At 33.8% G+C, this 23,241-nt stretch carries 24 protein-coding genes and 2 other annotated features; of the genes, 16 read left to right on the top strand and 8 right to left on the bottom strand.

Features of this window, described 5'->3' with window-relative positions:
- Window positions 1–21: 21 nt before the first annotated feature.
- A complete protein-coding gene (locus ACSBO6_RS17115; RefSeq protein ID WP_098847602.1) occupies window positions 22–411 on the bottom strand; it encodes a rhodanese-like domain-containing protein in 390 nt (129 codons plus the stop codon).
- Between the two features lie 231 nt (window positions 412–642).
- On the opposite strand from ACSBO6_RS17115, the gene ACSBO6_RS17110 reads away from it, so the two are divergent.
- From ACSBO6_RS17110 to ccpA, 4 genes are all read left to right on the top strand, one after another.
- The gene (locus ACSBO6_RS17110) at window positions 643–1,599 is read left to right on the top strand and encodes an acetamidase/formamidase family protein (RefSeq protein WP_098847605.1); all 957 of its coding nucleotides are present in this window, start codon (window positions 643–645) and stop codon (window positions 1,597–1,599) included.
- A 24-nt stretch (window positions 1,600–1,623) separates the two neighbouring features.
- Window positions 1,624–2,448 (top strand): alpha/beta fold hydrolase, encoded by an 825-nt coding sequence (locus ACSBO6_RS17105; protein ID WP_098847608.1) that lies wholly within the window; start codon window positions 1,624–1,626, stop codon window positions 2,446–2,448.
- A 186-nt stretch (window positions 2,449–2,634) separates the two neighbouring features.
- A complete protein-coding gene (locus ACSBO6_RS17100; protein WP_098847610.1) occupies window positions 2,635–3,705 on the top strand; it encodes a bifunctional 3-deoxy-7-phosphoheptulonate synthase/chorismate mutase in 1,071 nt (356 codons plus the stop codon).
- Window positions 3,706–3,964: 259 nt separating this feature from the next.
- Window positions 3,965–4,963, top strand: a complete 999-nt coding sequence (ccpA, locus tag ACSBO6_RS17095; RefSeq protein WP_098847613.1) for a catabolite control protein A — start codon at window positions 3,965–3,967, stop codon at window positions 4,961–4,963.
- A 132-nt stretch (window positions 4,964–5,095) separates the two neighbouring features.
- Here ccpA and ACSBO6_RS17090 read toward each other — a convergent pair whose 3' ends face one another.
- The 3 genes from ACSBO6_RS17090 to ACSBO6_RS17080 are packed head-to-tail and all read right to left on the bottom strand — an operon-like array spanning window position 5,096 to window position 7,577.
- Window positions 5,096–6,268 (bottom strand): acetoin utilization protein AcuC, encoded by a 1,173-nt coding sequence (locus ACSBO6_RS17090; protein WP_098847616.1) that lies wholly within the window; start codon window positions 6,266–6,268, stop codon window positions 5,096–5,098.
- Complete coding sequence (locus ACSBO6_RS17085; RefSeq protein WP_098847619.1) at window positions 6,268–6,909, bottom strand: acetoin utilization AcuB family protein; 642 nt, start codon at window positions 6,907–6,909, stop codon at window positions 6,268–6,270. Before ACSBO6_RS17085 ends, ACSBO6_RS17090 begins: the two co-directional genes overlap by 1 nt.
- Before the next feature lie 35 nt (window positions 6,910–6,944).
- The gene (locus ACSBO6_RS17080; RefSeq protein WP_098847622.1) at window positions 6,945–7,577 is read right to left on the bottom strand and encodes a GNAT family N-acetyltransferase; all 633 of its coding nucleotides are present in this window, start codon (window positions 7,575–7,577) and stop codon (window positions 6,945–6,947) included.
- Window positions 7,578–7,758: 181 nt separating this feature from the next.
- Between ACSBO6_RS17080 and acsA the strand changes: the two genes are divergently transcribed.
- Complete coding sequence (gene acsA, locus ACSBO6_RS17075) at window positions 7,759–9,477, top strand: acetate--CoA ligase (protein ID WP_098847624.1); 1,719 nt, start codon at window positions 7,759–7,761, stop codon at window positions 9,475–9,477.
- Window positions 9,478–9,524: 47 nt separating this feature from the next.
- Here the strand turns inward: acsA and ACSBO6_RS17070 are convergent, their stop codons facing one another.
- Complete coding sequence (locus ACSBO6_RS17070) at window positions 9,525–10,250, bottom strand: TPM domain-containing protein (protein ID WP_098847627.1); 726 nt, start codon at window positions 10,248–10,250, stop codon at window positions 9,525–9,527.
- Window positions 10,247–10,822: a LemA family protein gene (locus ACSBO6_RS17065; protein WP_098847630.1), complete on the bottom strand. Its 576-nt coding sequence runs from the start codon at window positions 10,820–10,822 to the stop codon at window positions 10,247–10,249. Before ACSBO6_RS17065 ends, ACSBO6_RS17070 begins: the two co-directional genes overlap by 4 nt.
- Before the next feature lie 185 nt (window positions 10,823–11,007).
- Window positions 11,008–11,239, top strand: a binding site (T-box leader).
- A 66-nt stretch (window positions 11,240–11,305) separates the two neighbouring features.
- Between ACSBO6_RS17065 and tyrS the strand changes: the two genes are divergently transcribed.
- The 6 genes from tyrS to ACSBO6_RS17035 all read left to right on the top strand — a co-directional run bounded on the left by tyrS (window position 11,306) and on the right by ACSBO6_RS17035 (window position 16,189).
- Window positions 11,306–12,562: a tyrosine--tRNA ligase gene (gene tyrS, locus ACSBO6_RS17060; RefSeq protein ID WP_098847633.1), complete on the top strand. Its 1,257-nt coding sequence runs from the start codon at window positions 11,306–11,308 to the stop codon at window positions 12,560–12,562.
- A gap of 4 nt (window positions 12,563–12,566) precedes the next feature.
- Window positions 12,567–12,809: a binding site (T-box leader), on the top strand.
- Between the two features lie 54 nt (window positions 12,810–12,863).
- Complete coding sequence (locus ACSBO6_RS17055; RefSeq protein ID WP_098847636.1) at window positions 12,864–13,325, top strand: GNAT family N-acetyltransferase; 462 nt, start codon at window positions 12,864–12,866, stop codon at window positions 13,323–13,325.
- An 18-nt stretch (window positions 13,326–13,343) separates the two neighbouring features.
- On the top strand, window positions 13,344–14,723 hold the full coding sequence (gene nhaC, locus ACSBO6_RS17050; RefSeq protein ID WP_498843710.1) for a Na+/H+ antiporter NhaC: 1,380 nt from the start codon (window positions 13,344–13,346) through the stop codon (window positions 14,721–14,723).
- A 57-nt stretch (window positions 14,724–14,780) separates the two neighbouring features.
- Window positions 14,781–14,915, top strand: coding sequence for a hypothetical protein (locus tag ACSBO6_RS17045; protein WP_088013475.1), 135 nt, complete (start codon window positions 14,781–14,783; stop codon window positions 14,913–14,915).
- Between the two features lie 189 nt (window positions 14,916–15,104).
- Complete coding sequence (locus ACSBO6_RS17040) at window positions 15,105–15,686, top strand: YdcF family protein (RefSeq protein ID WP_098847642.1); 582 nt, start codon at window positions 15,105–15,107, stop codon at window positions 15,684–15,686.
- Window positions 15,687–15,820: 134 nt separating this feature from the next.
- Window positions 15,821–16,189, top strand: a complete 369-nt coding sequence (locus ACSBO6_RS17035; protein WP_286138435.1) for a hypothetical protein — start codon at window positions 15,821–15,823, stop codon at window positions 16,187–16,189.
- Between the two features lie 148 nt (window positions 16,190–16,337).
- On the opposite strand, the gene rpsD is transcribed toward ACSBO6_RS17035, so the two are convergent.
- A complete protein-coding gene (rpsD, locus tag ACSBO6_RS17030; RefSeq protein ID WP_098847648.1) occupies window positions 16,338–16,940 on the bottom strand; it encodes a 30S ribosomal protein S4 in 603 nt (200 codons plus the stop codon).
- Between the two features lie 297 nt (window positions 16,941–17,237).
- The gene (locus ACSBO6_RS17025; RefSeq protein ID WP_098847651.1) at window positions 17,238–17,726 is read right to left on the bottom strand and encodes a free L-methionine (R)-S-oxide reductase MsrC; all 489 of its coding nucleotides are present in this window, start codon (window positions 17,724–17,726) and stop codon (window positions 17,238–17,240) included.
- A gap of 146 nt (window positions 17,727–17,872) precedes the next feature.
- On the opposite strand from ACSBO6_RS17025, the gene refZ reads away from it, so the two are divergent.
- From refZ to ACSBO6_RS17000, 5 genes are all read left to right on the top strand, one after another.
- Window positions 17,873–18,520, top strand: coding sequence for a forespore capture DNA-binding protein RefZ (gene refZ, locus ACSBO6_RS17020; RefSeq protein WP_098847654.1), 648 nt, complete (start codon window positions 17,873–17,875; stop codon window positions 18,518–18,520).
- A gap of 244 nt (window positions 18,521–18,764) precedes the next feature.
- Complete coding sequence (ezrA, locus tag ACSBO6_RS17015) at window positions 18,765–20,465, top strand: septation ring formation regulator EzrA (RefSeq protein ID WP_498843709.1); 1,701 nt, start codon at window positions 18,765–18,767, stop codon at window positions 20,463–20,465.
- Window positions 20,466–20,562: 97 nt separating this feature from the next.
- Window positions 20,563–21,705, top strand: coding sequence for a cysteine desulfurase family protein (locus tag ACSBO6_RS17010; RefSeq protein WP_098847823.1), 1,143 nt, complete (start codon window positions 20,563–20,565; stop codon window positions 21,703–21,705).
- 4 nt (window positions 21,706–21,709) lie between these two features.
- On the top strand, window positions 21,710–22,939 hold the full coding sequence (thiI, locus tag ACSBO6_RS17005) for a tRNA uracil 4-sulfurtransferase ThiI (protein ID WP_098847658.1): 1,230 nt from the start codon (window positions 21,710–21,712) through the stop codon (window positions 22,937–22,939).
- Between the two features lie 81 nt (window positions 22,940–23,020).
- Window positions 23,021–23,230, top strand: coding sequence for an alpha/beta-type small acid-soluble spore protein (locus ACSBO6_RS17000; protein WP_098847660.1), 210 nt, complete (start codon window positions 23,021–23,023; stop codon window positions 23,228–23,230).
- Window positions 23,231–23,241: the final 11 nt, after the last annotated feature.

Here is a 23,241-nt window from a genome sequence, read left to right as displayed (position 1 = left end):
ATTGTTTACTTATGTAGTTCGTTATTCTACGTCAAAACCAGCAGCTTTCCACGCAGCAGTACCGCCATCAATATAAGCAACATCAGTGAATCCCATTTTTTTAAGTAAATATGCTCCTAATGATGCTTGGCCACCTGCACCACATGTCACAAGTACTGGGCGATTTCGATCTGCTAATTTAGGCTCGCGTAAATGTTCAGGTAATTCTAAATCAGCACGGATTGGTAGCATGCCAAGTGAGATATTTAGACTGCTTGGTATTAATCCGCATGCACCTGCATCAGCTGCGTCTTGTACATCAATTACTAATGTTTCAGGGTTTGAATTAATTTTTTCACGTGCTTCAGCTGAACTGATTCCTTTTACATTTTCACGTGCTTCTGCAACCATTTGTTTGAAAGTAATTGCCATGATTACTCCTCCAGTATAATGAAATTGGAAATTCCTAAATTTGGAAATCTCAACTATACAATACACCAGAAGTCATATGCAATTCAAATTGGTGGTGTTAATTATAGAGTTTATAGGAAAAAAGTAATGAAATTATCAAATTAAAACAAGGGATATGAACTTATATGCAGAAATTAATTATGGTTATATCATTTTACATACAGAATTTGAGCGTTGAAAGAAGGAGTAAATATGCCAGAAACATATAAATTTAAAACATCAGATCAGCATTTGCATGCATCTTTTAGTAACGAATATGAACCTATTCAAATCATTCGTTCTGGTGATTCGATTGAATTTGATACGATTGATATCGGATGGGGTTATTCGCATAAAAATGGAGAAAGAGTAAGGTTTGTGTCAAGGGAAAAGGAAAAAGAATGGGGCCATCCTATGATTGGTCCAATTTTTGTAGAAGGCGCTAAACCGGGGATGACGCTTGAAGTTAAAATTAACGAATTAAAAGCTGGTTGGTACGGTTGGAATTGTGCAGGTGGTCAAAAGAATTGGCAAAATAACGCATTAGGCATTTCAGAAGAACTAGAAGTGACATTAAATTGGCTAATCAATGAGAAAAACAATACAGCGAAGACTAAAATCAGGGATAAGGAAGTTTCCGTACCTTTAGTACCGTTTTTAGGAGTCCTAGGTACAGCGCCTTCTGAATCTGGTGTTCATTCGACTATTCCACCGAGATATTGTGGGGGAAATATCGATTGTAAGGAGTTAGTAGAAGGTAGTACATTGTATTTACCTATAGCCGTTGAAGGAGCGCTTTTTTCAGCTGGTGATGGACACGCTGCTCAAGGAGATGGGGAAGTATCCGGTCAAGCGATTGAATCCCCTTTTGATAAAGTGAATCTAGCACTTACAATAAGAGAGGACATGCAGATTAATATGCCACGTGCTAATACACCAGTAGGATGGCTAACTTTTGGTTTTGATGAAGATTTAAATCTAGCCACTGAAATTGCTTTAAATGGCATGGTCGAGTTAATACAAGAGTTATATGATATTGAAAAAACAGAGGCGGTTGCTTTAGCTAGTGTTTGCGTTGATTTGAGGATCACTCAAATTGTTAACCATGTTAAGGGTGTCCATGCTGTTTTGCCTCATCATATAAATATCACTTCAAATAAAAATGATTAGATTTGAAAATTGGAGGTTAATTAAATGCCTTTTTGTACTTTAAATAATGTTGACATAAAATATGAAATAATTGGAGAAGGAAAACCAATCGTTATGATTCATGGGTTTACTCCAGACTCTAGGTTAATGAAAGGTTGCATGGAACCGATTTTTACTAAGAAAGACGCCTATAAAAGGATTTACTTTGACCTCCCAGGTATGGGTAAAACAAAGGGCGGAACGAGCATTAATACGACTGATGATATGCTTAATATCGTCTTAAAATTTATTGATGCAATCATACCGGATCAATCATTTTTATTAGTTGGGGAATCTTACGGGGGATATTTAGCAAGAGGAATTATTGCTAAACGATCTGAAAAAGTCAAAGGTGCTGCATTTATTTGCCCGATGATTATTCCACAATTTGAGAAAAGGTCGTTACCAAGTCATAACGTAATAGTTGAAGATAAAACTTTTTTAAATCAATTAAATGAGATTGAAGAAACTGATTTTAGGTCAAATCATGTCATTTTAAATGAGAAAACTTGGGTTCGTTATAAGGATGAAATTGTAAGCGGATGTTCAATCGCTGATCAAGAATTTTTATCTAAAATTAAAAATAACTACGGATTTTCATTTGAAATAGATAAAATTAAGTTTAACGAACCTAGTCTATTTTTATTGGGATTACAAGATTCGGTCGTAGGATATAAAGACGCATTTACTATTCTTGAAAATTTTCCAAGATCAACATTTGCAATTTTAGATAAAGCTGGCCATAATCTTCAAATAGAACAAGAAAATCTTTTCAACTCACTGATTAATGAATGGTTAGATAGAGTAGAAGAAGGATGTACTTCTAATTGATCTTAAAAAGAAGGGTTACTTTGCTAACTCTTCTTATTATTTCGTTTCACAACAAAAATTCCCAATAAGAATACAAAATATTCACTAAAAAAACATTTTTATAAAATAATGCTCATGTTTTGATTAGCTTTCAATAAAATGTCATAATAACAAATGAGATATTGGTATTTGCAAGGAGGATTTTAATTGACTAAAAATGATTTAGAACAACTTAGAATTGAAATAGACGAGATAAATCATCAAATATTTGAGTTATTAAATAAAAGAGGCGAAATCGCTAAGAAAATTGGGGTAGCAAAAATTGATCAAGGTGTTAAACGTTATGATCCGGTTAGGGAACGTAAGATGCTAGATCATATTGCTGAAATTAATGAAGGTCCTTTTAGTACGGCTACTCTTCAACATATTTTTAAAGAAATTTTTAAAAGTAGCTTAGAGCTTCAAGAAGAAGACGATAAAAAAGTTCTCCTTGTTTCAAGAAAAAGAAAATCAGAAAACACAGTCGTACATGTAAATGGTGTTAATATTGGTGATGGAAGCCCAATTATTATTGCAGGTCCATGTGCAGTTGAAAGCTATGAACAAGTTGATTCTGTAGCGAAAGTGTTAAAGGAGCAAGGAGTAAAAATTATGCGTGGTGGTGCATTTAAACCACGTACTTCTCCATATGACTTCCAAGGACTAGGTGAAGAAGGCTTAAAGATTTTAAAAGAAGTTGCCAAAAACCATGGCTTGGCAATTATTAGTGAAATAGTAAGTCCAGAACATATTGAAATGGCACTAGATTATGTTGATATCATTCAAATCGGCGCAAGAAATATGCAGAACTTTGAATTACTAAAAGCAGCAGGTTCTGTTAATAAACCAATTTTATTAAAAAGAGGTTTAGCAGCGACAATCGAAGAATTCATTTATGCAGCTGAATACATTATGTCAGAAGGCAATCAAGAAATCATTTTATGTGAACGTGGCATAAGAACTTATGAAAAAGCTACGAGAAATACATTAGATATAACAGCTGTTCCAATTTTAAAACAAGAAACACATTTACCAGTATTAGTGGATGTTACACATTCAACAGGTAGAAGAGACTTACTAATACCTGCAGCAAAAGCAGGGTTAGCAATTGGAGCGGATGGAATTATGGCAGAGGTTCATCCGGATCCAGCTACTGCTTTAAGTGACTCATCTCAGCAAATGAACTTTGATCAATTTGACCAATTTATGTCTGAAGTTAATTCGTTCATAAATCGATAATCAACATAAAAGCGCTGGCTGAACAAAATCAGTCGGCGCTTTTTGAATAATTTGTGAACATTTGTTTTAAATTAGCAATAGATAGTAATAAACTACATATTTTTTACATTTTTTTCAAATAGGTGTATTGAACGAAGATTCGTTTCACTATAAGATAGAATGAAGCACTATTTTTGTGGAATATTACGTTTTATGACTATTTTAACTAAATAAAAAACAAACTACATAATAGATAGAATAAAATAGAGGAGTGATGATAATGACGGTTACGATTTATGATGTAGCACGTGAGGCAAACGTTTCCATGGCTACAGTTTCACGAGTAGTTAATGGTAATCCAAATGTTAAGCCAACTACACGAAAAAAAGTAAACGAAGCGATCAGCCGTTTAGGATATAGACCAAATGCAGTAGCAAGAGGGCTAGCAAGTAAAAAAACAACTACAGTTGGAGTAATTATTCCAGACATTTCAAATACTTTTTATGCAGAATTAGCACGTGGTATTGAAGATATTGCTACAATGTATAAATATAATATTATTTTAAGTAACTCGGATGAGAATGTTGAGAAAGAAATTACTTTAATAAATAATATGTTAGCAAAACAAGTTGACGGAATTTTATTTATTGGTGGGACAATTACGGATATTCATAAAGAAGAGTACGAAAAGGCTGGTGTTCCAATCGTATTAGCAACTACATACGATGAAGAAAATAAAATCCCTTCCGTAAATATCGATTATGCTCAGGCAGCATTTGATGCAGTAGATTATTTAATTAAAAAAGGCCATCAAAAGGTAGCATTCGTAAACGGTCCTACTGAAACGAATATTATCGGATTAAGTAAGTTAGAAGGATATAAACGAGCTTTACAAGAAAATGGAATTGAGTTCGATGAAGAGTTAGTAACTTATGGTGATAATACATATGAATCTGGAAGTGAAGCTTTTGAAGCTTTCCATGAACGTAATATTATTCCTAGCGCTATTTTTGTAGCATCTGATGAAATGGCGATTGGTGTAATCCACAGTGCTCAAGACCATGGAATCTTAGTACCGAATAATCTTGAGGTTTTTGGATTTGATAATACAAGATTGGCATTAATGGTGCGTCCAAAATTAACATCTGTTGCTCAACCAATGTATGATATTGGTGCAGTAGCAATGCGATTATTAACGAAGTATATGAATAAAGAGACAGTGGAAGACAATACAGTCATTCTTCCGCATCATCTTCAAATTAGACAATCAACAAAGTAAATGATCAAAGTAGCTTAGAATTTTAGTAATTCTAGGCTTTTTTGTTTTTATGCGGGAATTTTACTAATTAATCATCAAATATCTACACAAAAAAATAGCCGTCCAGATAACCTCTAAAGACGGCGTGTAGTATTAAATAAAAGGCTTCTTTTGTTGAATATGTAGTGGCTCAAGTGCGCGGTATAAGACTTGTTCATTGTATTCTTCTATTTCTCTTTTTCTTGGGATTGGCTTTACGATTGACGGGTTGTCTGTCCAAGTTGTAGGTAACTTAACATTAGCAATTTTCTGCCATTTCTCTAGCCAGCTATCCGGTATTAGGTTTGAATTTGGTTGTTGATTTGTCATAGCTAGCCATACTTGTGACCAAGCTCTTGGTACTACTCTCCAGTAATCGTATCCTCCTCCAGCTACAGCAATCCATTTGCCATCGCAATATTTATGAGCGATTTCGTGTGCAATTTTTGGGATTTCCTCAAATGTTTTCATTGTCGTACAAAGATGTGTTAAAGGATCATAACAATGCGAATCAGAGCCATTTTGGGTGAGGATGACATCTGGTTTGAAATATTGAGCTATATCGTTTATTGCTTTTTTATAGCTTAATAGAAATGATTCATCCTCGGTGAACGCATCAATTGGAATATTAAATGAGTAGCCAAAACCTTTACCTTGTCCTCTTTCGGTTACAGCACCTGTCCCTGGAAATAGATATCTACCAGTTTCATGGATTGAGAGTGTACAAACAGTCGGATCATCATAAAATGCCCACTGTACTCCATCTCCATGGTGTGCGTCCGTATCTACATATAACACCTTTAAACCATACTTCTGTTGAATATATTTTATGGCGATTGCACAGTCATTATAAACACAAAAACCAGAGGCTTTTCGTTTAAAACCGTGATGTAGCCCACCACCTAAATTAAAAGCATGATTTGATTTTCCTTCTAAAACGGCATCTACTGCTGTTAAGGTGCCACCGACAATTAAAGAACTGGCCTCGTGCATATTTTTAAAAATAGGTGTATCTTCCGTTCCAAGTCCAAATTGTTCAGCGATATTTGCACTAACTGGTTCACGACTTGCTTTTTTAACTTGTTCGATAAATTGTAAATCATGAAAAAGGAGTAGTTCCTCATCAGTTGCTAATCTTGGTGGAATAATATCAGTAACATTTAATAGATTACTAGCTTTTAATAGTTCATAAACTAATTGAGAGCGAATCGGATTAAATGGATGCTTTTCGTTGAATTGATAGGCATGGTATTCTTCGCTATATACTAAGTATGCATCCTTTTTCATCATGATTCACTCGTTTCATTTGGCCAAAGAATCTTATATCCTTCAGTTTTTAAAGTTTGAATGATCGTCAGTGGATTCATCGTTTGAATTCTAAATACAAGAACTTTTTGATCTACTTCTTTTGCAGGGTATACAAGGACACTTACAATATTAATGTTTTCTTTTGAAAATACACTAACAACGTCACTTAAAATGCCTGGATGATCATGGACTAAGATTTCAATTTGGGAGCTAGGTTGATAAGCTCCTGTTAAAGTTACTAGAGTGTGCAATACATCAATTTCAGTCACAAGTCCTATTAATTTTCCGCTAGATACGACAGGTAAACAGCCTATTTTATATTGATAGAAATAAGTTGCAACTTCTTCAACAAAGTCAAGTGGACTGCAAGTTATGACATTCGTCGTCATAATTTTTTCAACAGGAACTTCAAGTACAGATGAAAATGCTTGTGGAAATAATGTTGAAGGTAAAGCGTCGCGTACATCTCGATCAGAAATGATTCCAACTACTTGATCATTTTCATTAATGATTGGAATATGTCGAACATCACCCGCTCGAAAAATGGTTACTGCTTCACCAATTGTATTTTCTTTTTTAAAAGTAATGTTTGAACTGCGCATAATATCTTGAATAAGCATAATTTTGAATCCTACCTTTCGAGATTAAAGTTCAATTAGTACATATATCTTTGTAAAAAGCGTAGTGCGTCAAATGCTTGAATTTGCTCATTTGTAACTCGTTTTCCCATTCTTACCATTAAACAGTTTGCTGGGTGAGAACAGATTTCCGGATCATCCGTTGCAAATTGGATGAGTCCACCGGCATTCATCATCTTTTCCATCATCTTTCGATATTCCCATACATTTAAACCAGTACCTTTCAAATCCCAATGCCAATAATACTCAGTTGTGATAATGATATAGTCTTCCATTGCATCATCAAGCATGGAGAGGATTAGCATGTTTTTAGCAACTGAAAATCCTCTGAACTCAGGTATCACTTCAATTGCGCCAAGCTCGATTAAATTTTCTAGCGTTGTTTTTGACCATCTTTCAAGTGGGTCTGGATATAAATAAGTTACGTAACCTACTATTGTTCGATCAAGTCTAGCAATAATAATTCTAGCTTCAGGTAGACTAGCAATTTCAACAATTGCTTTATGTTGTTGTGCTGGTGGTCTAAAAGATGTTAAGTTTTCATGAAATTGATATGTTTCAAGTAAGGCAGATTCAACTGGTCCCTCTATAATTAATTCACCATGCACAGTTTGGATTGTTTTTGAAAAATATTTTTTTGGGTGATCCAATATTGCTCACTCCCTTTAGAAAACACCTTTTTTATTAATCATACTAAAAAATGCAAAAAAGACATACAGGAAAAAAAACAGTATGTGTCTAATACATATAAATGGTCAATTTATTAAAAATACTGAAAATTGAATCTTATCATTGTATAATGATAGTAGAGAAGATCAAGGAGGGATTTATATGAAGGTGGAAGCGCTTCCTGTAAAAAATGGACAATTTAATTTAAAAAACTATGAGGAAACTTATAAAAATTTTAAGTGGGAAGATGTAGAAAAAGAGTTTTCTTGGTATACAACACAAAAGTATAATGTGGCTTTTGAAGCTATAGATCGTCATGCAAATTCTGATCGAAAAGATAAAGTTGCGTTGTACTACAAAGATGATAAGAGAAATGAAAAATATACGTTTGAAGAAATGAAAATTAATTCAAATAAGGCTGCAAATGTTCTAAAACAATTTGGTGACGTTGAAAAAGGTGATCGAGTATTTATTTTCATGCCTCGTCAACCAGAATTGTATTTTGCGCTTTTAGGAGCTTTAAAATTAGGAGCTATTGTTGGACCTTTATTCGAGGCATTTATGGAAGGTGCTGTGAAGGATCGTTTAGAGGATAGTGAGGCAAAAGTATTAGTCACTACGCCAGCATTATTATCACGTGTTCCGGTTAATGATTTACCTGCATTAAAAACAATCTTCCTAATAGGTGATGACGTTGAGGAAGGCGGTAAGTTTGTAGATTTTAAAGCTCATTATAAAGAAGCGAAAACAGATTTTGAGATTACATGGTTAAATCGTCATGATGGTTTAATTTTACATTATACTTCAGGGTCTACTGGAAAACCAAAAGGAGTTCTTCATGTTCAACAGGCGATGATCCAACACTATCAAACTGGTAAATGGGTGACAGATCTTCAAAAAGATGATGTATATTGGTGTACAGCGGATCCAGGTTGGGTAACTGGTACTTCTTATGGTATTTTTGGACCTTGGTTAAATGGTGCTTCTAATGTGATATTAGGAGGTCGTTTCAGTCCTGATGCTTGGTATGAAACAATTCAAGAATTTGGTGTAACGGTTTGGTACAGTGCTCCGACTGCATTCCGTATGCTTATGGGTTCAGGAGAAGAGATCATTAAGAAGTATGATTTAAGTTCACTTCGACATATTTTAAGTGTTGGTGAGCCTTTAAATCCAGAGGTAGTTCGTTGGGGAGCAAAAGTATTTAATTTAAGAATCCATGATAATTGGTGGATGACTGAAACAGGAGCTTCATTAATTTGTAACTATCCATGTATGCCAATTCGCCCAGGTTCAATGGGCAAACCATTCCCTGGAATCCAGGCAGCTATTGTTGATAATAACGGAAATGAAGTTGCTCCATATACGATGGGAAATTTAGCGATTAAAAAGGGTTGGCCATCGATGATGCATACGATTTGGAATAATGAAGCAAAATTCCAATCATATTTCTTAAATGATGAATGGTATGTTTCAGGTGATTCAGCTTATATGGATGAGGATGGATATTTCTGGTTCCAAGGTCGAGTAGACGATGTCATTATGACGTCAGGTGAGAGAGTAGGTCCATTTGAAGTAGAAAGTAAGCTTGTCGAGCATCCTGCGATTGCAGAAGCTGGTGTAATCGGTATACCAGATCCTGTAAGAGGTGAAATTATTAAAGCATTTGTTGCATTAAGAGACGGTTATGTTGCTTCAGATGAATTGAAGGAAGAAATCCGTAACTTTGTAAAACTAGGACTAGCAGCTCATGCAGCACCTAGACAAATCGAATTCCGTGATAAATTACCAAAAACTCGAAGCGGAAAAATTATGCGAAGAGTATTAAAAGCATGGGAGTTAGACCTTCCAACAGGTGATTTATCAACGATGGAAGATTAATATTAACAAAAAACCATTGGAAAAAGTTCCAATGGTTTTTTGTTTTTCTAAAATTTTCGATCGGAGCCGCCGCCGCCAGAGCTTCCCCCACCGCCACCTCTTGGGCCACCACCGCCCGAGGAGTTTAATAGTGCAGGTAATAAATTCAAAATGAAATAAGTAAGTACACCATTGAAGAACATCATATCAATGATGATGATCCCAATCACAATCGCTATGATGATGAATACTTTTAAATTGTCCCATAAATGACTTGTTTTAGAATGACTGGTTTGTTCAGAGCCATTTAAAATAACATTATAAAGTGATTTATAGGTGTTTGTTATTGCAAGGGATTCTTCACCTTTTTTCAAATATGGGATCGCACTTTGGTCCAGAATGTTACCAGATCTAATATCTGTTACAACCCCTTCTAAACCGTATCCTACTTCGATTCTTATTTGTCTGTCTTTTTTAGCATATAACAAAAGAACACCATTATTTTTCTCTTTATTACCTAAGCCATATTTTCGAAATGCTGTATTAGCATATTCTTTAATATCATTTCCTTCCAAACTTGGGATTGTTAATACCGCAAGTTGAGCAGTCGTAGTGTCTTCCAATTTTCTACCTAATTGAATTAGCGTTTGCGTATCTTCTCTGTTAAGAACATTTGCATAATCTTGTACATAAATGTCTCCTACTTGAGAAGGTATTTTAATTTCGGCATTTGCTCCAGTAGCAAATGAAAAAAGAAATCCTATTAGGAATATCGATGAGAGAAATTTTCTCATTTATTACCATCGCCACTAAAGTCAACCTCAGGTGTAGCTTGATCTTTTTCAGATACTTCAAAGTAATCTTTCTTCTCGAATCCAAAAGGTCCCGCTACTAGTACACCCGGGAATTTTTTGATTTTTTGATTATAAACAGTTACTGCATCATTATAATCTTTACGAGCAATCGCAAGTCGATTTTCAGTTCCTTCTAGGCTATCCATTAATGCTTGGAAATTTTGATTTGATTTTAAATCAGGATAGTTTTCTACGACAACTAAAAGACGGCTTAGCGCTCCAGATAATTCTGCATCGGCTTTACTTTTATCAGCAGTCGTTTGAGCACCAGCTAATTTTGCTCGTGCATCTGTTACTGAAGCAATCACATCTTTCTCTTGTGTAGCATATCCTTTTACTGTATTTACTAAGTTTGGTATTAAATCTGAACGACGCTTTAGTTGGTTATCAACTTGAGACATTTTATTTGTGACATTTTCTTCTTGAGTTACAAAGCTATTATAGCTTCCGACACCCATAAAGATTAGAACGACTACAATAGTTAAAGCAATCCATATTCCTTTATTCTTCAAGAAAAACACTCCATTTCCAAAATATGTATTTTTAAGATGTTAGTATTAATATTTAACCATATTATTTGATATAAATCATTTATATTCAAATATTGAATGATAATTTAAATAAATTTAATAAAAGTTTAATTATCTATTTGACTTAATCGTTTTATTTATGATATAAATGTTTCATAACATTTTAATAGTGAGCGTTGAAAGGCTTAGTAGTGTGAATGGTATTGGATCAGAGAGCTAATGGTTGGTGAGAATTAGCACAGTCATTGACATGAATTACACCCTGGAGCATTCTTTTTCGAAATTTGTTTAGTGCAAATTAGGATTAGAACGGTTAACAACCGTTAATTGTAAGAGAGGTAGTTAGTTTTATTAACTACAACTAGGGTGGTACCGCGATTATAATTATTCGTCCCTACTGTTTAACAGTAGGGACTTTTTGTTTTGTTTAAATGACGTATAGATCATAAAAGGGGTGGGCTAAAAATGGAAAATATCTTACAAGATTTAGAATTTCGTGGATTAATTAATCAAATGACAGATGAAGAAGGTCTACAAAAATTATTAAGCGAAGAATCAGTTTCATTATATTGTGGTTTTGACCCAACTGGTGATAGCTTGCACATCGGTCACTTGTTACCAGTGTTAATGTTAAAGAGATTTCAAGTTGCAGGTCATAAACCTATCGGTGTAGTAGGTGGCGCAACTGGAATGATCGGTGACCCGAGTGGTAAAAAGGCAGAACGTACGTTAAATACTGCTGATACAGTAAAAATGTTCAGTGAACGAATTCGTACTCAACTATTACCATTTTTAAGCTTCGAAGGTGACAATGCTGCTAAAGTAGTGAATAACTTTGATTGGACTGGCGAATTAGATGTTATTACATTCTTACGTGATATCGGTAAAAACTTCGGATTAAACTACATGCTAGCTAAAGACTCAGTTGCATCTCGATTAGAAGCAGGTATTTCATTTACTGAGTTCAGTTACATGATTTTACAATCATATGATTTCTTAAAATTATACCAAGACCATAATTGTAAATTACAAATTGGTGGTAGTGACCAATGGGGTAATATTACAGCTGGTATGGAATTAATCCGTAAGACAGAAGAAGATTCGAAAGCTTTCGGACTTACAGTACCTTTAGTAACAAAAGCTGATGGTTCTAAATTTGGTAAAACAGAAGGTGGAGCAGTTTGGTTAGATCCTGAAAAAACAACTCCATACGAATTCTACCAATTCTGGATTAATACAGATGACCGTGATGTAGTTAAATACTTGAAATACTTTACTTTCTTAACGAAAGAGGAAATTTTAGAGCTTGAGAAACAATTTAATGAAGCACCAGAACAACGTGTTGCTCAAAAAGCATTAGCCGCTGAAGTAACAAAACTTGTTCACGGTGAAGAGGCACTTGATCAAGCAATTAAAATTACAGAAGCACTATTTAGTGGATCTGTAAAAGAATTAACAGCTGCTGAAATTAAACAAGGTTTTAAAGATGTACCTTCATTTAATTTAAGTGAAGCGGAAAAAGGGTTAGTCGACTTATTAGTTGAAGCAAAAATTTCTCCATCAAAACGTCAAGCACGTGAAGATGTACAAAACGGTGCGGTATATGTAAATGGAGATCGTATACAAGACGTTGCAAAAGTGTTAACTAAACAAGATGCAATCGAAGAACAATTTATTATTATCCGTCGTGGTAAGAAGAAATACCACTTGGTTACATTATAATATCGAACAAACAGTGAACGAAAAAGCAGTAGTTTGGTTGGAAGTAGTCCAGAGAGCGAGTGGTTGGTGAAAACTCGTCTACACAATCAAATGAATTACATTTCGGGAGTTTTCTTTTCGAAGTTAGTTGGACTAATGGAGGGAAGAACGTAAATCTACGTTACAGATTCGAGTGATAAGGAATTTTACTAGTAATAGTATTGTTTCTTATAACTAGGGTGGTAACGCGATCGAGGTCGTCCCTATTTTTAATAGGGACTCCTCGATTTTTTATTGTCTTTTTTTGAAAGGGTGTAAAAACATGGAGATTGTTGCAACGAAAGATTACCGAATATTGGCAAAACTTAATGAGGGTGTTCAAAATTTACATGCAGAATTGTTTCCGGATTTTTTTAAGGTTCACAATCTGGATGAGATAACTGAGTTTTTTAAGAGTGTAGTTGAGAAACCGGGGCATTATTTTTTCATAGTAAAAGATATTGACGAATTGGTTGGATATGCTTGGATTGAAATAAAAAATATACCTGAAGGACCGATTAAAAAAGCTTTTCGGCTAGGGTATATTCATCAAATAAGTATTAATGAAGAAAAAAGAAATAAAGGATACGGTTCATTCTTAATCCATAAAATTGCTTCGTTTGCTCGCGAGAATAATCTATCTAGAATTGAGCTAGATTACTGGATCGATAATAAAAATGCAAGAAGCTTTTATGAAAAACTCGGATTCGTAAAACATCGTGAACATGTATATATGGAAATATAAATAAGGGAGAGTATTAAAATGAAAAATATGGAATTAGGTGCGTTAATTGCACTGTTTACAGTTATTATGTCTAGTTGTCTAGTTGTTTTGAAATCAGATCCTCAAATTCCGCTTCTTTTATGTGTTGTTTGTTTAGCGGTATTTGGATTATTTAAAGGGTTTAAATGGGAACAGATTGAAAATGGGATGAAGAAGGGGATTCAGAATGGATTGTCCCCGACATTAATTTTAATGATGATTGGCCTATTAATTGGCTCTTGGATGCTAAGTGGTACAGTTCCTACATTATTATTTTACGGAATTTCTGTTCTTTCTGCTAAGTGGTTTGCAATCAGTGCAATTTTTATTACGATCATAGTTGCTAGTTTTACGGGTAGTACTTTCACAACAATTGCTACAGTTGGCGTAGCGTTAATGGGAATCGCTCATATTATGGGGATTCCACCAGCAATTGCAGCAGGCGCGATCATTAGTGGTGCGTGTTTTGGTGATAAGATGTCACCAATATCGGATACAACGAATTTTGTTCCAAGTATTTTAGGTATAAAGGTTAATGAACATATTCGACACATGGCATATACAACAATTCCAGCATTAATTGTGACAGTTATTTTATTCTTAATCATTGGTATGGGTCATGGAAATACAGATATGGCGCAAGTTACAGAAATGAAAAAAGCAATATCATCTAGTTTTGAAGTGAATCCTTTGTTACTAATCCCATGTTTAATTGTTTTCATTATGGCATTTAAAGGTTTTTCTACTTTACCAACGATGTCGGCTGGTATTGTTAGTTCGTTAGTTTTAGCATTTTTTATTCAAAAGGATATTACGCTTGCAAAAGTGTTTACAACATTACAAAATGGATTCCAAATGGATACAGGAAATGAAATGCTTAATTCGATTGTTAACCGGGGAGGATTACAATCGATGATGTGGTCTGTGTCATTAATTTTCATTGCCCTTGCTTTAGGTGGATTATTACAAGAGCTTCGAGTATTTGAGACATTAATTCAATCGCTATTTAATTTGAAACGTAAAGGAAGTATTGTGATTGCAAGTACATTATCAGCTATGGGGGTAAATCTTTTAACTGGAGAGCAATACCTTTCAATTCTACTTCCTGGGCAATTATTAAAGGATGTATTTATTAAAAAAAATATACCGCTTAAAAATTTATCACGTGCATTAGAAGATGGGGGAACCCTTTTTAATCCAATTATTCCTTGGAGTGTAAGCGGAGCGTTTTTTGCCTCCACCTTAGGAGTACCTGTTATTGATTACTTACCGTTTTCATTCGTATTATTTATTACACCATTATTCAGTATGTTAGCCGCTTTATTCGGTAAAGGACTAGAAGTTGAAAATAAAGATGGAAGTTCAAGAAATGCCGCATAAACAAATTGTTTCTACGTAAACTAGTTTTTGTACGAACTGGTTAATGGAGGGAAAAAAATGAGTCATGCAGCAGGTGGTTCAAAGAAAAATCGTCCTAGTGATGCAAATCATGTAGATGCAAAAACGAAAGCACATCAAAAGAGACTTTCGAAGGATCAACATAATCCTATGGGCGAAAAGTATCCTAGATAATAAATGTTGTATCAATCCCTTATACGGAAGAAAGGAAATCCATTTCTTTTGTATAGGGGATTTTTTATTTGCAGTGTAACTTAAGGAATAATATTAAATATTTGTGGAATATTCCAAAATTTAGTGAACTATACATAATTATTCGATAAAATGATAGTTAAAGTAATTTTATTTAAGGGGATAAAAGTAATGAGCTTTTTTAAAATAATTACATATACAATTATTATTGGGATACTAAGTTATGTATTCTGTATCGTTTTTATCGGTGTAAATAGTATTTTGCAATATCAGCATAAAGTACCTAAAGACGCCGATTATGTTATTGTGTTAGGTGCTGGTTTAAAAAAGGATAAGCCTACAAGAGCTCTACGTTATCGAATTGAAACTGCAGCTAAATATGCTAAGAATCATAAAAGTGCATTAATCATTGTCTCAGGTGGAAAAGGTAACGATGAATTGATATCGGAAGCTGAATGTATGAAAAGAGAATTGATCAAATTAGGAATTGAAGAAAGTCGAATCATTAAAGAAGATTTATCAACAAATACATACGAGAATATGAAATTCTCTAAAAAACTCATTCATAACGATCAAGCTCAAGGAATCGTTGTTTCGAATGATTATCATTTATTTAGATCTTTAAAATTGGCTAAAAAACAAGGGTTAAATGTAGTTGGTCTACCTGCAAAAACACCAAAAGTAATCATACCGACAGCGTACTTTAGAGAATGTTTATCTATTTTAAAAGCTATTTACTATAAACAACTATAAAAATGATGGGTAATCTATCATTTTTATAAAAACTATAATATAAATTGTACCAATGTCCGTTTCATTTTTTCTGTATGAAACATTTTATATTATTATGGATTGCTTGTCCAAATAATATGAAAGGAGTGACATTGATGGCAAAATTTTTATCAACTGGCGTATTAAGAAGACATTCTAGTACTCAATTTTTAACAGTTGAAGCACTTAATGTTGACCCGGATGATGTTCGTTCTGTGAGTGTTTTAATGTTTGACTGGTCCAGTGGTTCACCAGTGATTCTTCCTATGGCTGACCCATCTACTATATCAATTGCACCAAATCAATATAGAACATTTAGATCCTTACAACTGCCAGTAAATCTATTCGCTTATGAAATAAGAATTCTCCACCCAAAAGATCGCGATGTTGTAGTAAATGTATTTGGACTTAGTGACATTGCATTTGATCCACAAGAAGGTAATAATGCAATGCAACATGACTTAGCGGTAGTGAAATTAAAATAATAGAAAAGGTTATTTTAATACACCTCTCATTTCCGCATAAGTAGCCCTTCGAGTAAAGTCGAGGGCTTTTTTTTGTTGTATAAAATAATAAAAAAACCACAATCAAATTTGATTGTGGTTTTTCATCGCTTTCTAAGAAGCGATATGATTAACGGTTGTAGAATTCAACGATAAGAGCTTCGTTGATTTCAGCTGGTAATTCAGAACGCTCTGGTAAGCGGTTGAAAGTACCTTCTAATTTGTCAGCGTTGAAAGTGATGTACTCAGGTACAAAGTTGTTAACTTCAACAGCTTCTTTTACTACAGCTAAGTTTTGTGATTTTTCACGTAAGCTGATAGTTTGGCCAACTTTCACACGGAAAGAAGGGATGTCTACACGTTTGCCATCTACTAAGATGTGACCGTGGTTAACTAATTGACGAGCAGCACGACGAGTACGAGCAAGACCCATACGGTAAACTACGTTGTCTAAACGAGTTTCTAATAAGATCATGAAGTTTTCACCATGTTTACCAGTTAATTTGCCAGCGATATCAAAAGTGCGACGGAATTGACGCTCATTAACACCGTACATGTGACGTAATTTTTGTTTTTCAGTTAATTGTAAACCGTATTCTGATAACTTTTTACGTTGGTTAGGTCCGTGTTGACCTGGTGCATAAGGGCGTTTTTCTAATTCTTTACCTGTTCCGCTTAATGAAATGCCTAAACGGCGAGATAATTTCCAAGTAGATCCTGTATAACGAGACATTGATTGTCTCCTCCTTTAGTTTTTATTTTGGAGTAAAATAAAAACGTTCGTGTAGCCCCAGTTTGTTTATTTTGCTTTCATGTATCCTCGCTCCAGCAGCCAGAGTTACGCGATGACACCTCTTAGAGTTAAGTAGAGGAACAAAATAAATATCAAGCCTGTGCTTACAACGCTGCGTTATTTTACACAAATAATATTATAACTAGATAGTATAAAATAGTCAAGGACAGTTTTCTTTTGACCTTTTTATAAAAAAGAAGAAATCCACGATAGGATTCCTTTTTAAATAAAATTTTCTTATCTAATAGTCTCTTCAATTAAATTTACGATTGCTTGAAGATATTTTTGATCCACTTCATCAAAACGATTGAATTCTGGACTATCGATATCTAATACTCCGATCACTTCATCGTTATGCACTAATGGAATAACAATTTCTGAATTAGATGCAGCGTCACAAGCGATATGGCCAGGGAATTCGTGAACATTATCGATTCTTTGAACTGTTTTTGTTTGGGCAGATGTACCGCAAACTCCCTTGCCGTATGGAATACGTACACAAGCAGGAAGACCTACAAATGGACCTAATACTAATTCATCACGATTTCCATCTTTTAAATAAAATCCTACCCAATTTATTCGGTCCAAAAACTGATTTAATAAGGCAGATGTATTTGCTAAATTAGCAATTAGGTTGTGTTCACCATCAATTAAAGCCTTAACTTGAGCTGTTAACGTATTATATTGTTGTTCTTTCGTACCTGAATATTCGACTTTTTGAAACATTTGTAGACCCCTTTCCCTATTTTATGTGAAATATCATAGCATATTTCGGAAGAATACTGGTAATTTTGTCGAGCGATTTGTAGAGGAAATTATCATCATTTCGCTAATTAATAAAAGAATTGATGTAGTAAAAGAGGGTGACGAGTATGGAGCAAGATAAACTTGCAACAAAGAAGAAAGTCATCGAGACAGCGCTTACGTTATTTAAAATTAATGGATATCATGGTACCTCTGTTAGAGATATTTCTAAAAAAGCAAATGTAAATATCGCGACGATCTCATATTACTTCAAAGGTAAACAAGGTTTACTTGAACACATTATCGTAGATTTTTTAGAAGGATACGTTGAAATTTTAGATAAACATTGTTCGTCATTGTATGATAAAAACGCAAATTTAATATTAATAAACCTTGTTGACGAAGTACTTAATTATTATTTATTAAAAAAGGAATATGCTTCGATTTTTTACAGAGAGTTGACAATCGACTCTGTTTTCATTCGTGAAATTATGATGACCTATTTAGCAAGAGAACGTTATACTTTTACTAAAATTTATGATGCTATTCGTATTACTAATCCGAAACTAACAATGCCATTTTCTGTCTTTTTCGTCCAGTTAAAATCATTCCTTTCAACACCTTACTTATTTCCGGGCTACCTAAATGAAGTATTGTATATTCAGCAAAATGATCTGTATTTTTTTGAAAGATATAAAGAGTATGTAGAGAAGTGGATTGAATCTCTAATCGATATAGATGAGAGTCTTGTCAGTCGAATAGAACTTTCATCCTAAAAGTTCGCCTTTTTCAATGAAAAAGGCGTTTTTTGTTGTTTAAAAATCTGAAATTTCTACAAGCTTTTACAGTAATGATTATAGTTTGATAAAAATATGAAAAAATTGAAAAAATTAAGCCAAAAATCAACTGTATCATGTTATTATTAACTATGACCTAAATAAAGGGTATATTATTATTTCAAAAAATAACGTACAAATAAATAGATTCAGATAGCAGTAAAGGGGAGGTACATCAGAGAAAATGACAATGACATTCTATGTAATTTTAGTCGTAATAGCTATTGTTATCGCATTAATGATTGTAGCCTTAACAATTCGACAACGTTTATACAAAAAACTCGATGAACTTGAAGCATGGAGAATGCAGTTAATGAGCAAGCCCGTTACGGATGAACTTTCAAAGCTAAAGGGCTTAAATATGACTGGCCAAACGGAAGAGCTTTTTGATCAATGGAGAACCGATTGGGATGAACTAGTTACAACTTTTTTACCGAAAGTAACTGATTCCATCACAGAAATAGATGAAGCAATTAATAAATATCATTTCATGAAAGCTAAAGCAGGGATTACTGAAATAGGGAATAGCCTAAGTGAAGCGGAATCAAGCATCGATAAAATTCTAAATGAGGTAAGCGACTTAGTAGGTAGTGAAGAACAAAATAATTCGGATATTGAAATGTTAAATCAAGAGTATCTTGAGCAAAGAAAGCTTTTATTAACTCATCGACATTTATATTCAATTTCTGAAACCCAGTTGGAACAAAAGATGGATGAAATCAAACAACAAGTCCAATTATTTAATGAAACAACTGAAAAAGGAAACTATTTAGAGGCAAGAGGCTTAGTAAAAGAAATTGCTGATCAGGTTCATGTACTTAAAGCAAATATGCAAATCATACCGGATTTATATATTGAATCTTCTACTACAATGCCCTCGCAAATACATAATTTAACTGATGGTTTAAAGCAAATGAAAGCAGAAGGATATGTGCTTGATTTTGAAACATTAGAAAATGAAACAATCGAATGTTCTAAAATATGTATCGAATGTGTTGAATTAATTAAAAAACTAGAAATCACAGAAGCAAATGACAAGCTTGAATTTGTGAAAGCAAAAGTCGATTCAATCTATGATTTATTAGAAAAAGAAGTAGAGAGTAAATTTGTAGTTGAGAAAGAAATATGGACTTCGCAGGAAGAAATACAAAGTATTCGAGAAGATAATTTAAAAACAAAAGAAGAGACTCAATTAGTTCAGCAAATTTATGAATTAAGTGATGAAGATACTCAAGCTCAAAAAATGGTTGAAAAGCAAGTAAGTATCATTACAAAACGCTTTGAATTATTGCAGATTCGTGTAGCAGAACAAGATCTTGCATTTTCTGTAATAAGAGAAGAATTAGATTTACTAAAAAAACAAATGGAAGATGTGAAACAATCTCATTCGATGTATGTTGAGATGTTAAAAGCACTTCGAAAAGATGAATTACAAGCTCGTGATCAATTAATTGAAATGAAGCGATTAATGTTAGAGGTCAAACGTCTTGTTCAAATTTCTAATTTACCTGGTATGCCCGTAGCTTCTATGAAACAAATACAAGATGCACAAGAAAGTATGCAAATTGTTTATTTGGAATTAGAGAAAAAGCCATTAAAAATGACACATGTATCATTTTTACTAGAAAAAGCAGCAACTGCTGTACATACTTGCTATAACGATACAAAATATATGATTGAACAAGGATATTTCGTAGAAAAAGTAATACAATATGGAAATCGCTATAGAAGTAAAAATGTACAAATGGCCATGTCAATGGATAAGGCGGAACAATTATTTAGAGAATTTCAATATAATGAAGCTCTAGAAGAAGCTGCTGTTTCAATTGAAAAAATTGAACCTGGTGCAATCGATAAATTACAAGAAATACTAAATGAACAATAGTACACACTACCCCTATAGATGTAAATCTTAGGGGTTTCGTCTGTTTTCAGATATAATGAAAAATGGACTCAAGCAAGATGGAGGTACGAAAAAAAATATGATTTATTTTGATAATAGTGCAACTACTAAACCTTATAAAGAAGTATTAGACACATATATTACTGTTTCTGACCAGTTTTTTGGAAATCCTAGTTCGATTCATAAGCTAGGTGGACGCTCTGAGCAATTACTCTCAAAAGCTAGAAACCAAATTGCAGATCTTTTATCAGTTCAACCATCAGAGATTATCTTTACATCAGGTGGAACAGAGGGAAATAATTTAGCAATAAAAGGAACGGCCATGATGCATCGTTCAAGAGGGAAGCATTTAATTACGACTGAGATTGAACATCCGTCAATTTATGAAGCTTATAAACAATTAGAGGATTTAGGATTTGAAGTTACTTACTTATCTCCAAATGAAGATGGGTTTATTTCTGTTGATGAATTAAAAAATGCCTTAAGAGATGATACGATATTAGTTTCTGTCATCCATGTAAATAATGAAACAGGAGCAATTCAACCAATTGCCGAAATCGGGCGATTATTAACGGAATATCCAAAAGTATATTTCCATGTTGACGCTGTTCAAGGGATAGGAAAAGTACCGTTAAATATTAAACAAGCTGCAATTGATTTATTAACAATTTCAGGTCATAAATTTCATAGTGTAAAAGGAACTGGGATTTTATATATTAGAGATGGTGTAACATTATCATCTTTATTGACAGGTGGTTCACAAGAAAGAGAGATTCGTTCAGGAACGGAAAATCTAGCAGGAATTGTTTCGATGGCTAAAGCGTTAAGAATCACGCTGGAAAAACAAAAAACAATGGGTGATCACCTGTATAATATGAGAAATAAACTCATTTCACAATTAGAAAAGATTGACTTCGCTGTGTTGAACTCACCACGTTCAGATTTTGCTCCTCATATAATAAATATTTCATTTATAGGATTAAAGCCTGAGGTAATTGTCCATGCTCTATCAGAAGAAAATGTTTTTATTTCTACAAAATCAGCATGTTCTTCTAAAACCTTTGAAATAAGCCGCGTATTACAAAGTATGGGCAAGAGTGAAAAAGTAGCAAGTAGTGCTGTCAGAATCAGTCTTTCTTATGAAAATACAATGAGTGAAGTAGAGCAGTTTAATAAAATTATTAAAGAAGTAATTAAAAATTTATATAAAGTAATGGGGTAACAGCATGAATGTAGAATATATTTTAATTCGTTATGGAGAAATGACGACAAAAGGAAAAAATCGAGGTCGATTTACAAGTATATTAAGAGAAAATGTTCGAAATAGATTAAAAGCTTTTGAAAAAATTAAAATCACTGCGACGCGCGATCGTATGTATATAAAATTAAATGGTGAAGACCATGAGAAGGTTGCTGCCAACTTAAAAGAAGTTTTCGGAATTCATACGTTTAGTTTTGCTAGAAAAGTTGATACTGAATTGGAAGCAATGAAAGAAGGTGCACTTGAAGCTATTAACGAGCTTGGTGATAGCGTAAAAACGTTTAAAGTAAACGTACAACGTAGTTATAAACAATTCCCATTAAATACGCCGCAGTTAAATCGCGAACTAGGTGGGTATATATTACAAAATACAGAGCATTTAACTGTAGATGTTCATAATCCAGATGTAGCTGTCCGAGTAGAAGTACGTGATGATGCTACTTATATTACATGTGGTGAAGAATTTGGTGCAGGTGGCTATCCAGTTGGAGTTGGCGGAAAAGTTATGTTATTACTATCTGGTGGAATCGATAGTCCAGTAGCTGCGTATATGTTGTTAAAACGAGGCGTGTCAATCGAAGCGATTCATTTTGAAAGCCCTCCATTTACGAGTGATCGTGCAAAACAAAAAGTAATTGATTTAGCAAGTAAACTTACTCGATATTGTAAACGAGTGACTTTGCATGTTATTCCATTTACTGAAATTCAAAAAGCAATTCATAAAGAAATGCCTGCAAGTTACACAATGACAATCATGAGACGCGTTATGCTTAAAATTGCTGAGCAAGTTTCTGTTGATCGAAAAGCACTTGCATTAGCAACTGGTGAAAGCTTAGGACAAGTGGCTAGCCAAACATTGGAAAGTATGCATACAATCAATGAAGTAACTAATTATCCAGTTTTAAGACCATTATTAGCTATGGATAAATTAGAAATCATGGATATCGCTAAAAAAATTGATACGTATGATATCAGTATTAGACCTTATGAGGATTGCTGTACAATTTTTACTCCAGCTAATCCAACGACAAAACCAAAACGAGACAAAGTAGCTCGTTATGAGAGTCGTTTTGATTTTACAGAATTAATTAATGAAGCGGTAGTTAATAGAGAATCAATCATTTTTGAGAACGAAATGATCCGAAATCAATCTTCAACAAAAGTTGAAGAAATCGATATCGACACACTTTTATAAAATTACTAAAAATTACCAACCGAAATATGAATGAAGATATGCGTTTTATCACACTCTATACTCACAAGGAGGTGACAACACATGTCAAATAGAAATAATTCAGGTAGCAATCAATTATTAGTTGATGGTGCTGAGAATGCTTTAAACCAAATGAAGTATGAAATCGCTACAGAATTTGGTGTAAACCTTGGCCCAGATGCAACTTCTCGTGCGAATGGATCTGTTGGTGGTGAAATCACAAAACGTTTAGTACAAATGGCTGAACAAAGCCTTGGTGGATATTCTAGATAATTAATTTAAAT

Origin of the sequence: Bacillus sp. AL-1R, assembly GCF_052180195.1 — a bacterium.
Taxonomy (GTDB): Bacteria; Bacillota; Bacilli; order Bacillales; family Bacillaceae_G; genus Gottfriedia.
This window is presented reverse-complemented; position numbering and strand designations above follow the sequence as displayed.